Here is a 12,129-nt window from a genome sequence, read left to right as displayed (position 1 = left end):
TTCACCGATGTTGAATAGAGATTATCAGTTCATCCATATCGTCGGATAACGCGCGTCCTCGTCCAACCACGTAGACATTTTGAGGAAGACCATGTCCCACATCCACGTCGATTCCGCGAGGGTTACCTGGTTACACACGCCCGCTGTCAATGTGCGCACAGCGGCGCGGCGAATTGGTGTGCTGCTGTTCGACGGCTTCTGGTTGCTTGGCCCCGGTACGGTCGTCGAAATGTTCCAGACCGCGAACGAACTCTCCGGCACGCGCCCAGGCGAAGAGCCGCCCTATGAAGTGCAGTTCCTGTCGCTCGACGGCGGCAGCGTGCCAAGCTCGTCAGCTGCGCGCATCTGGACCGATCGCATCGACACGCGCTATGGAACCGGCTTCGATGTCCTCTTCATTGCCGGCGGGCACGGCGCGCACGAGGCGGCCCGCGACCAGCGGCTACTCGGCTGGCTGCGCTCGGTGCAGGCGCGCACCCGTGCGATCGAAACCATCGGCGAAGGGCGGCTCGTGCTGGAGGCGGCCAATCCAGGCGATCCGGAGGCGCTGCAAATCGGCCGCTATGGCCGGGGCGGAGCGGACGCCATCCTCAGCGCGTCCAACGATCGCAACGACTGCGCCCGCAGCGCGCTGATGTTCATCAAGCGCGATCTCGGCGCGGAACTCGCGCGCAGCGTCGCCGAACGCGTGATGCCGGGCATGGCTGCGACGTGGGTTCCGCTGCCCGCCGAGGGCGGCACGCTGAGCGTCGCGGAAAAGATCCGCGCGGCGGCGCGCTGGATGGAAGCGAACTGCGACCGTCCGGTGTCGGTTGCCGACGCAGCCCAGGTCGCGGCCATGAGCGAGCGCAATTTCCTGCGGCGCTTCAAGCATGAAATGCACGTCACGCCGTCCGACTACCTGTTGCAAGTGCGCCTGCGCATTGCCTGCAACTTCCTCACTGAAACCGAACTGCCGGTCGACAAGATCGCGCGGCGCAGCGGCACCGGCAACGGCGACCGCCTTGCGAAGATCTTCCGCAAGCGCATGGCGCTGTCGCCAACCGAATATCGCGCCCGCAGCCGGCTTGCCTCCTCGGAGCTCTGACAGTTGAGCGCGCCTGTAGGGCAGGCGCGTTTCAGGACCGCCGCGCGAGTGCGCGGCGGTTTCCCGTTCTTTGTCGAGCAGCTTCTTACGGGCACAGTGGCATGGGCAACCAGGTGTTGGCGACGGCACTGCCGGAAGTGAAACTCATTGAGCCCGAGGTGTTTGGCGACCAATTCGGTTTCTGTTATGAGAGCTTTGCCGCGGACGAGTTTAGCGACGACATCGCACGCGGTTTCGACTTCGTGCAAGACCGGCATCTGCGCGCGGTGCATGGCGTGCTGCGCGGACTGCACTATCAGGTCCAGCGTCCGCAAGGCCGGCTCATGCAGGTCGTGGCGGGCGAAATTTTCGACGTCGCCGTGGACGTGCGGCTCAATTCGCCGAACTTCGGCAAGTGGTGCGGCGCTCACCTGAGCGCGGAAAACCATCGGCAGATCTGGGTACCGCCGGGCTTCGCGCATGGCTTCGTCGTGCTCTCCGACGTCGCCGAGTGTCTGTGGAAAACGACCGAATACTGGTTTCCCGAACTGGAGCGCTGCATCTTGTGGAGCGATCCGGACATCGGCATTGAATGGCCGATCGATTTCGCGCCGATTGTCGGCGCGAAAGATGCTGCCGGGCGGCGTTTGTACGAAGCCGAGAACATGGCGTAGCGGCGCACGCGTTATTGGCGCCGCGCCGCGCGGCGCTTCCGGCGGATGCGCTCCCAACCTTGCGTTGTCGTTACTGCGTGCGCACCGCGCGCTTGGTGGCTGGCATTGCGCCGTCGCTACCGTGCAGCCACTACCGCGCCGACACTCGCGGCGACCACGAACAAAGTGCCCGCGATCTGCAGAATGCCCATCGGCTGATGCAAAACGACAAAGCCGGCCATCGCGCCGATGGCTGGCTCTACACTCATCAGGATACCGAACGAACCGGCGGGCATATGACGCAGCGCCACCATTTCCAGCGCATAGGGCAATAGAGGAACAAGTATCGCGAGGCCTGCGGTCGCCGCGAGCTGGCCTGTGGCCACGTGCATGCCACTCTGCGCAAGGCCGAAAGGCGTGGCGACGAGCGCCGCCGCGATCAGCGAGACCGACAGGCCTTCCAGTCCGGCAAATAGCTTGCCGGTCTTTTTCATCAACACGATGTAGCTGCCCCAGCCGCAAGCGGCGGCAAGTGCAAGGAATACGCCGAGCGGTTCGCCCACCCAGCCGGCGCGATCGCGCGAAAGCAGCACGACGCCCGCAATCGCCAGCGCAGGCCACAGAAGCGCGCGCGCGCGGCGCACGGCCAGGGTTGCCACCGTCAGCGGCCCGAGAAAGTCGATCGCCACCGCAAGGCCGAGCGGAATGCGTTGAAGCGCCGCAAAAAAGCACAACGTCATGCCGGCCATTGCAGCGCCGAGCGCGCCCGCGGCGAACCAGTGCGCGCGCGAGTAGCTGAGAACGCGCGGTCGCACCAGCACTGCGAGGACGAGCGCGGCCCAGCCGAGCCGCAGCCACGTGGTGCTGAGCGAGCCGTAGACCGACATGGTCGGTTCGGAAAGCGCGGCGCCGAATTGCACGCTCGACATGGACAGCACGCACAGCAACGCTGCGCCGGCTGCGGCGCGCGCAGGTTTCGCCGTGGCCGGGTCGGCGGGGGAGGCTGCGCACTTGATCGTCGTGTCCTGCATAGTGTTTTGGTGTCGCTGTGGGGATGTTCACGCTATCTTATCGGCTCCAGCGCTACTAAGATAAGTTGATATTTCTTATGTCGATTTCAACAATCGTGATGACCCGTGACCTCGATAGCAGTCTGCTTCGCGCGTTCGTCACCGTCGCGGAGACGGGTGCGGTGGGCGTGGCCGCAAGCCGTCTCGCACGCACCCAGGCGGCGGTGAGCATGCAGTTGCGCCGTCTCGAAGAAGACCTTGGCCAGCGGCTGCTCGACCGCTCGCCACGCGGCGTGCAACTCACCGAGGCCGGCCATCTGCTGCTGCCATACGCGCACGCGATTCTCGGCGCGGGTGCCGATGCACGGCGCGCGCTGAGCGCGGGGCAGGTGTCGGGCGCCGTGCGGCTCGGCATGCTCGAGGACATTGCCGTCGGTCGCTTGCCGCGTGCGTTGCGGCGTTTTTCGATTGCGTATCCGCGCGTCGCGCTGGAAATCGTCGTGGACAGCAGCGCCACTTTGTCGAAGCGGCTCGCGGACGGCGGCCTCGATGTGGTCGTTGCCGATCCCGCATTGGTGGACGGCACGCCTTTGCTCACATGGACCCAACCGTTGTTCTGGGTCGGCGCGCGCGGCTATGCGCGCGAGGCCGAAGCGCCCTTGCCGTTGGTCGCGTTTGGCGGCACGTGTCTGTGGCAACAGAATGTGTTGACGGCGTTGCGCCGCGCGGGCATCGGCTGGCGCATTGTGTGTACGAGCACAAGCTTGCCGGCGGTGCAGTCGGCGGTCGAAGCGGGTCTCGGCGTGTCGGTATTGCTCGAAGGCAATATTCGTTCGGAGTCCATGAGAATCTTAGGTCGCACCGATGGCTTGCCCGATGCGCCGGCTGCGGACTTCGGCTTGTTCATGCGCGAGGTCGCAGGCGCGCAGGAAGCAGCCGTGCAGACATTGCAAGGATTTCTATGCGAGGAGTTGCATCTGGGCATGCGGGAGAGCGAGCCGCGCGTGCTGTCGGAAGAATGAAGCAGATCAGGATGAAGGAACGCAGGAGCGGAGCGTTGAAAGCCGGCAGTACACGTAAGGCGCGATGCGCGTGCTGCGTTGCGGGGAAGCCCGGCGGGAGCGGCAACTATTGCAAGACACCGTGGCAGGTATTGCAACAGGTCGTTCGCACGCGCCGGGGCGGGTATTCCTCCGCTTATACAGTCGATGCGGTGATCAGCGCCGCATCACGCCCATCAGCAAGGTGACGAGGAAAATCACCACGAAGATGAAGAACAGCACCTTGGCGATCTCCGTCGCGCCGGCGGCGATGCCGCCAAAGCCGAATACCGCGGCGATGATAGCGATGACGAAGAAGATTGCAGCGTATCGAAGCATGAGGCCTCCCACGGATGAATTGCTGGATTGAAGTAGAACGGCGGCTCGCCTCGGGTACAGGTCCGTGAGCGAGCGATCTGCCGGCGAGCGATGTTGAGCAATGGCTGTGCCTGGTGCCAGCGGCTATCGGTGGCGGTCTCCCCGTTGCTTCACTGCAACGACACGTCGAAGGCCAGTTTGTCACTCGCGGATCGTAGACTTGCGACCTGTGCGCCGCGGACCGTCTCAGGCGAAACGGATATTCGCCGACGATAACGTTTGCGCGAGTCAATAAACGTGCAGTGAAACCGACCGATGCGTGGAATTATGTGCGCTGGGCGAAACGACGCGTGTCAAATGAAATAGTTAATCTGCCTTTATTAAAGTGCGGCAGGGTGGCAGCTTGCAGCGGGTCTCATGACGTACAAATCGTTAATCTCGCGCGGCCGCCTGCCAGTCTTTGAAAAAAATGCGCCCGACATAGCCATATTAACGGCAGCCCCCCCGTCAAATTAACGCCAGCTACTCGCGGCGCAACGGCCGGATCTGATTGGCGCGATTGCAAACGTGCTTCATCAAAAACGGGAACGGCAAAATGCTGGCGATCCCTCCTTTGCACAGGGAGGCGCCTAAACAGCCATGTCCCAGCGCGACGTTCCGCTTGCCCGGTACCCGGCACCGTGCCGGGCGGCATGACACTTAAGGTTGCCCGCTTAACCCTGCTTGAACGATCCCGCTGAAAACGGTAAGTCATTTCTGAATTGTTAATTGTTGTCAGGCCCAATGATTTTCGACCCTGCGGATCGTGAAGACGTAAAACGTTTGCGGCGCCATACAGACTTGAGTAGCACACTGGTTCTTTGATGTTTGGCAGGTTTTCGCGATTGTTGGGAAAAAACCCGAGCCCCAGAATACTCGTGCAATTTGAAAAAACAGCCATTAGAATGCGCAGCCTGGACGCGGTCGGCTTTTAACGTCAGAGGGGGTTCTAACGGTGTTTCATTACACCGTTGTAAAGGTCGGCGGAGAGCGCGTCAAAAGGAGCGGTCAATCGAGTGGGCTGCGGTAAAACCCAAAGAAAAGCCGCGTTCAAAGCGGTCGGTAAAAGAGCAATAAACCGAAGAAGAAATCACATGCCATTGGGGATTCAAACGATTGGTGGTGCGCGGCTGGCGCTTCGCGACGCACCGGGCGGCGAGCCGAGCCCGACACGTCTCGAAAGGGGACGTGCTCACCCGCGCCTCATGCGCGTGTCGGAATGCGCTGTCCTTGCGGCGCTCGCGATCGTCTACGGGAGCGCGAACGCTCAGTCGACCCAATCCCAATCCGCGACGTTACCCGCCCAACCGCTAGTCCAGGCAGAAGCGCACACTGCGCAAGCGCGTTCCTCGCCGTCGGTCAATCTCGCGTTTTTCGACGGCGCCAACGTGCCGGTCGATCTGCTGCAAGCCTTCGACGCCGTCGTCGTCGATCCCTCGCATGGTTTCGATCCGTCCGCGAACTCGTTGCGCCATACCGTATGGCTCGCGCGCACCCGTGCGGATGCCGCTGCCAGCACGCCCAATGCATTCGTCGCGAGCGCAATCGAGCCACTGTGGCAGCGCGGTTATCGCGGGTTCCTGCTCGACACGCCGCAAGCGCTTGCTTCGATCGACGCGATCCGCGCGGCGCACCCCGACGCGCGAATCGTGATCGGCGGCGATGACGCGCTGAGGCTCGCCATGCCGCATGCGAATGGGCTGTATGCGGTGGTGGGTCCGTCGCTCCTCAGCGGTGCGAGCGCGAGCGGTGCCGGGCAGATCGTCGTTTCCGCGGACGACCGTGCCGCGCGCGTCGCCGCTGCGCAAGCGTTTATGCGGCAGACGGGCGTGCCCGTCGTGTCGATCGAATATTGCGCCGCCGATGACCGCGCGTGCGCGCGCAAGACGGCCGCGCAAGTGGTAGCGGCGGGCGTCACGCCCTACGTGACAGACGTGGCGCGCGACGTGGTCGGCATCGGCGCAATCGAGGTGCTGCCGCGCAAGGTGCTCGTCGTGCAGGACACGGGCGAGGACCTGCTGCTCGACGAAACCCCCGGCGTACGCGACCTGGCAATGCCGCTGAACTATCTCGGCTATGACGTCGAGTACGCGAACGTCAACGGCGCGCTTCCCGATGACATTACGCCTGACCGCTACGCTGGCGTTGTTGCGTGGTTGCAGGGCAGCGGCACGCAGGACAGCGCCGTGTGGCGCAGATGGGTCGATGCGCGCATCGCCTCGCACATTCCCGTCGCGTTTCTTGGCCAGTTCGGTTTCGACGCGGCGGATGACGAAGGGCGCGCGCTCGATCTGCAGGCAGTGCCGGGTCCGTTCAGCGACAAGGTGGACGTCGTCTCGCGCGATCCGATGATCGGCTTCGAGATCGATCCGAAGCTTGGCCCGCGCGATCTGACGGGCGTTCAGGTCGGCGCCGCCAGCCGGCCGCTGCTGCGCGTGAAGAGCGGTCAGGCGACGCTGGACCCGGTCGCGATCACGCCATGGGGCGGCTTCGCGATGAGCCCGTACACGGTCGTGTCGCTCAACGGCATCGATCAGGAACGCTGGGCCATTCAACCGATTCCGTTCCTCTCTGCCGCATTGCGTCTGCAGCAGATGCCGTCGCCGAGCGTTACCACGGAAAACGGGCGGCGCCTCTTCATGTCGCACGTAGACGGTGACGGTTTCGCCTCGCGCGCTGAATTCCCTGGCGCGGACTATTCGGGCGAAGCGCTGTATCAGCAGATTTTTACGCGCTACAAGGTGCCGATGACGCTCTCCGTCATCGAGGGCGAAGTGGGGCCGACGGGTCTTTACCCGAAAATCTCGCCGCGCCTGGAAGAGATCGCCCGCAAGATGTTCGCGCTGCCGTATGTCGCGATCGGCACTCATACCTACTCGCATCCGTTCGACTGGGGCAGCGTGGACGCGAAGACGGGCGAACGTGTGGACCGCGGAGGCGGCGATACTGCGTTCTCGCTGAACATTCCGAACTACACGTTCGACATCGACCGGGAGGTAACGGGCTCGATCGATTACATCAACACGCGCCTTGCGCCTCCCGGCAAGAAGACGACCATCCTGCAATGGCCCGGCAACTGCAAGCCGCCCGCGCTGGTGGTGCGCAAGGTCTATGCGGCGGGCGTCGCGAACGTGAACGGCGGCGACACCGTCATCACGAAGAGCGCGAGCAGCTGGACCAACATCGCGCCGATCGGCGTCGACAAGGGGCCGGGTGCGTATCAGGTGTACGCGCCGAATCAGGACGAGAACGTCTACACGAACGACTGGCTGGGCCCGTTCTACGGCTTCACGCGCGTGCTCGAAACCTTCGACATGACCGACAAGCCGTTGCGCTTCAAGCCGATCGACCTGTACTACCACATGTATAGCGGCACGAAGGTCGCTTCGCTGCACGCGCTCGACCAGATTTTCACGGCCGTGCTCAAGCAAGCCGTGCTGCCCGTGCAGATGACCGACTACACGCAGAAGGTGCTCGACTGGCGTTCGTTCGCGGTCGCACGCGCGGTGCGTGGCGACGCCGATGCGGATGCGGATGCGGGTGCCAATGCCGGGAAGCGCGCGGACGGCGACTGGATCGTGCGCGGCAACGGGGACGTGCGCGAGTTGCACTGGCCGCTGTCGACGGCGCCGGATCTGCACGCATCGGCCGGTGTCACCGGCTATTCGAGCGGCCCGGACGGCACGTATATCCACATCGCTGACGGCGCCGCTCGCGTGTCGTTCAACGGTGCCGATGCCCGCGATAGCTCGGCCGGAGCGCTTTCGAAAGCAGGCGCATTGCCGTACATCGCCGAAGCGAACGGCTTCGTTCGCAACTTCAGGCGCAGCGCAAACGGCATGTCGTTCGAATTCGGGGGCTACTACCAGCCGTTCGTCAGACTCGCTCACGCGGGCAGTTGCAGTGTGAGTGTTGCCGGACGTCCCGTCGCCACCCACCGTGACGCCGCGGGCTTGCGCTTCGATACGCCGGCCTCCGCCGGTCTGCAGGTGAACTATCAGCCCGTTGAGATTTCCTGTGAGCGCTAAACGTCCCCGTATCGCACCGACCTGGCTCGTCTGTCTGATGGCGGGCGTCGTACTGCTGACGATATACGGCGTGTCGCCGCGCGGCGGCTTGCGCCAGCGCGTGGCGTCGGTCGGCGCGCCCAGCGACCTGAGCGTCGCGTATCTGGAAGCATGGTCGAAGGTACGGCCGGATAACGAGGAGTTTCTCTCCTTGCTCGGCGCGCAGTATTCGTATCTGGGACGCACCGCCGACACCGAGCGGATCGCCGCGCGCATGGATGCGCTCGGCACCGACGACATGCATCGCACCGCGACGATGCTGCGTCTTTCGGTGGCGGAGCAACGCACGTTTGCGATTGCCGAAGACGATCCGCGCCGCGCTCGCGAGCTGAGCGATCTGCGCATGCATTTGCAGGAAGCGGCCAAGCTGCAGTGGGCGCCGAAGGACCTCGAATGGCTCGCGCAGCGCGCGGCTGGCGTCGGCCTGCCCGATCTCGCGGTGCAGCTTTACGCGCGGCTGTCGGCTAACGATCCCAATGGCCGCAACAAGTGGGACACGCAGATCACGCGCTACGCGCTGCAAGTGGGCGACTATCGCGCGGCTGCGGATGCCTGGTTCCGTCAGCAGGCAGCGGGCCGCACGCGCGACGAACAGCGCCGTTGTTTCGTGGCCGGCCTGCGCGCCTTGCAGTCGGGCAATCTGCTCGACGACGCGCTTGCCGCGGCGGACGCGCACGGCAGCACGCTCGCTGACGATCCGGCGACGCTGGTGGTGCTGCTCAATCTCGCGCGCGCCGCGAATCGTCCGCAAGCCGTCGATCGCTACGCGAAGATGCTGGCGCGCTATACGTCGAACGAATTGCGTGAGATGCCGCCGCAAGCGCTGCCTTCGCAGCACGCGCAATATGCGTATATGGACGGGCCCGTCGCGCGGCAAAGTGGTTTCGTGCTCGCGAGTCCGCGCGAGGCGATGCGCGGCGAGGCGCAAAAGCCGGGCACGGTGCACGTCGTTCGCGTCGCGACTGCTGCGGCCCCGGCAAGCGCAGCGACCCCGACTAACCCGACTAACCCGACTAACCCGGACCCCGGCATCGCGAACCCCGTATTCCAGGCGTTCGTCGAATCCGGCGACCTGCCCAACGCGCAAAAAATCGCCGGGCAACAGGTGCAGCGCGACCCGCGCTCCGCACTGTGGGTCAAGCGACTCGCCGAAGTGGCGGAATGGAACCGCGACCCGTCGCTCGCGCTGAAGTCGTGGCTCGAATATGCGCAGGTGTCCAACGATCCTGTCGGCTGGCAAAACGTGCTGCGTATCGCACCCATGCTCAACGACGACGAAGCGTATCTCGTCGCGCTGGTTCATCAGGCGCGCGCGAAGCCCGGCGACATGAAACTCGTCGACAGCGTCACCGCCACCTATGAACGGCTTGGCCGTCCCGACGACGGTCTGGCGTTCCTGCGGTCGCTGCCGCGCGGGGCGAATGGCGATGCGATCGATCAACGCATAGGCGGGCTTGCCGAGCGAGCAGGGCACGACGACGAGGCGCTTGCTACGTATCGTGCGGTGCAGGCCCGTCATCCGAACGACGCAACGGCTGCGCTGCGCACCGCGAGTGTGCTGTACCGCAAGGGCGACTATCGCGCCTCGCTCAACGCGTTGTCCGCCGCGCGCGCGGGCGCAAAAGACGGCGACGAAGTTTTCTGGCGCAACTACGCCGAACTGGCGCGGCTGCAGCAACGCGACGACGACGCCAACGAAGCGTATCGCCACCTGCTCGCGAACGGCGTGGCGACGCGCGAAGACCTCGGCGAAATGACGGATTTCTACGATCCGTATCCGATCGACGCGGGCCGCATCGCCGAATTGCGCTTTCATCGCGAACACACGGCCCGTGCGTTGCGCGACGCGATCTACTACTACCTGGATGCCCAGGCATTGGACCGGATCGCGATGCTCCTCGCGAATCTGACGCCGGACGAGCGCAAGACCGCGGAGGCGTCGCCCGCATTGCTCGGCGTGCGCGCGGAATACTATCGCCTGATGGGTGAGCCGCAAAACGCGCTTGCCGATCTGAAGCGTGCGGTCGACCTGCCTGGCGCGGGTTCGGACGTGAGCGCCGCGTATCTGTGGACCCTCGTCGACTACGGCAGCGACGCGGATCTGCGTGCCGCGCTCAAGCGCTGGCGCGGCAGCGCCGCTCAAAGCTCGGCGCTGTGGGGCCCGTTCGCCGCCGCTGAAATGCGCCTGAACCGGCCCGTCGCCGCGCTCGACTATCTGCGCCGGCAGGCGGGCATGATGTCGCGCGATCCGCTTTGGCTCCTCACCTATGCCGACGCACAGGAACAGTCGGGGCACGCGGGGCTTGCCTGGTCAATCCGCAAGAAGGTGTGGCTGCAACTGCAGGACGAGCAGGCGAAACTCGCGAAGCTTCACGGCGCGCAACGCGCGTCGATGCGCGGCCGCGCCGCGCAGGACGCCGAGACGGCGGCCGATCTGCGCGGCCGGCGTGTGACCTTGTCGACGGAGTTCGCGACGGGGGACGTCTCCGCCGCCTTGCTCGACGACCTCATGTCCACGCACGCAGCACCGGCCGACATCGCGCAACTGCGCCGCACCCTGATCGGTAACGCGAAGGGTTTGCCCGGCGGCGCGCCGATGCAAGGCGCCGATCTGCCGCAAAACGCGCAAGTGCGCGGCGCGGTCGCGAAGGACGTCGCGGTTGCCTGGGCGCTGTCGCACGAAAGCAATCCGCTTGCGAAGCGTTGGCTCGCGCAGCAGTATGCCGAACGCCTGTCGCGTCCCGCCGACGCGCGGCTCACGATCGCGCTCGCCGAGAACAACGTGGGCGAGATGCAGCGCCTGCTCGACCTGGAACGCTCGCGCTTGCCGGTCTACGACCGCATCGACGCGACGATCGCCGTCGACCACCCCGATCGCGCGCAGCAGCTTGCGTTCGACGCCCTAGGCGGCGCGCCCGAAGACACCGAACTTCACACGCGGGTTACGGAGACGGCGCTCGACTGGCCGCAATCCATCGACGCGAATGTCACGAACTACGTCGAGCACCCGCTCGATTACGTCGAGGCGACGCTCGCCGGAAGCCGCAAGATCGCCGAGCGTTATCTCGTTGGCGTGACTTCAGTACAGCATTTTCAGCATTCGACCGACATCACCCAGCTGGTCAACGTGCCTTCGGTGGACCGTTGGCTCAACATCTACGGCGAGCGGCGCACGCGCGACACGTCGTTCACGATCACGGGCGGGCGGCGCGTTGCATTGAGCTCGTTCTACACGCTCGATCTGGCGGGCGAGGTGGGCCGCAACTCGGCCCTGACGCTCGGGCTTCGCGCCGGCCGCAATCAGATCGCGGACGAAACCCAGACGCTGCTGGTCGGCGGCATGAAGGACAACGTGATCGGCGATTTCACGTATCGCATGACGCAGCACATCACGTTCACGGGCAGTGTGGAGGCGGACCGTTTCTATAGCCAGGCGCGCACCTATCTGGGAAGCGGCGTGCTGTCGACGGGCGAGGTGAGTTACCGGATTCGCACGCAGTACCCGGATTACACGCTGCGCGCGCTCATTACACACGGCGGCTACGGCGCAAGCGGCCAGGCCGATGGCCTGATCTCGCGTCTATTGCCGGTCGCGCTGCAACCGGCCACGCCGCGCGACTTCATGCCCGACACCTACACGCAATACGGCTTCTTCTTCGGCGCGGGCAACGATCTTCTCGAACAGTACACGCACCGCTGGCGGCCTTTCTTCGAGGTCGGCCTGCTGCACGATTCGATACAGGGCTGGGGGCCGCAATTGAGCGTGGGTATCGCGGGCACCGTGTTCGGCGGCGATCACGCGGCCGTGTTCCTGCAGCACCAGCGCGTCTCGAAGATCGGCACGCCTGTCACGGTGCTGGGCGCGCGTTATAGCTGGTACTACTGATTACCGATTCTGTTCGACTGACACCGCGGGCATATCGCGCCTGCGACGAA

At 64.7% G+C, this 12,129-nt stretch carries 7 protein-coding genes; 5 read left to right on the top strand and 2 right to left on the bottom strand.

What is annotated here, in order from left to right:
* Window positions 1–91 precede the first annotated feature (91 nt).
* Both RW095_RS30485 and rfbC read left to right on the top strand, forming a co-directional pair.
* A complete protein-coding gene (locus tag RW095_RS30485; protein WP_027804932.1) occupies window positions 92–1,087 on the top strand; it encodes a GlxA family transcriptional regulator in 996 nt (331 codons plus the stop codon).
* 101 nt (window positions 1,088–1,188) lie between these two features.
* A complete protein-coding gene (gene rfbC / locus RW095_RS30480; protein ID WP_128591132.1) occupies window positions 1,189–1,740 on the top strand; it encodes a dTDP-4-dehydrorhamnose 3,5-epimerase in 552 nt (183 codons plus the stop codon).
* 116 nt (window positions 1,741–1,856) lie between these two features.
* Here the strand turns inward: rfbC and RW095_RS30475 are convergent, their stop codons facing one another.
* Window positions 1,857–2,750 carry an EamA family transporter gene (locus tag RW095_RS30475; RefSeq protein WP_317022427.1) on the bottom strand — a complete coding sequence of 298 codons (894 nt, stop codon included), beginning with the start codon at window positions 2,748–2,750 and terminating at the stop codon, window positions 1,857–1,859.
* A gap of 98 nt (window positions 2,751–2,848) precedes the next feature.
* On the opposite strand from RW095_RS30475, the gene RW095_RS30470 reads away from it, so the two are divergent.
* Window positions 2,849–3,751 (top strand): LysR substrate-binding domain-containing protein, encoded by a 903-nt coding sequence (locus RW095_RS30470; protein WP_394365224.1) that lies wholly within the window; start codon window positions 2,849–2,851, stop codon window positions 3,749–3,751.
* A 195-nt stretch (window positions 3,752–3,946) separates the two neighbouring features.
* Here the strand turns inward: RW095_RS30470 and RW095_RS30465 are convergent, their stop codons facing one another.
* A complete protein-coding gene (locus RW095_RS30465) occupies window positions 3,947–4,108 on the bottom strand; it encodes a DUF1328 domain-containing protein (protein WP_006051149.1) in 162 nt (53 codons plus the stop codon).
* Between the two features lie 1,223 nt (window positions 4,109–5,331).
* Here RW095_RS30465 and RW095_RS30460 point away from each other — a divergent pair.
* Window positions 5,332–8,154, top strand: a complete 2,823-nt coding sequence (locus RW095_RS30460; RefSeq protein ID WP_394365223.1) for a sugar ABC transporter — start codon at window positions 5,332–5,334, stop codon at window positions 8,152–8,154.
* Between the two features lie 37 nt (window positions 8,155–8,191).
* Window positions 8,192–12,079, top strand: coding sequence for a tetratricopeptide repeat protein (locus RW095_RS30455; RefSeq protein WP_317022731.1), 3,888 nt, complete (start codon window positions 8,192–8,194; stop codon window positions 12,077–12,079).
* The last annotated feature ends 50 nt before the right edge of the window (window positions 12,080–12,129 follow it).

It is taken from the genome of Paraburkholderia kirstenboschensis, assembly GCF_032806925.1.
Classification (GTDB): domain Bacteria; phylum Pseudomonadota; class Gammaproteobacteria; order Burkholderiales; family Burkholderiaceae; genus Paraburkholderia; species Paraburkholderia kirstenboschensis.
The sequence above is the reverse complement of the archived record's forward strand: the minus strand, read 5'-3'. Positions and strand labels throughout refer to the sequence as shown.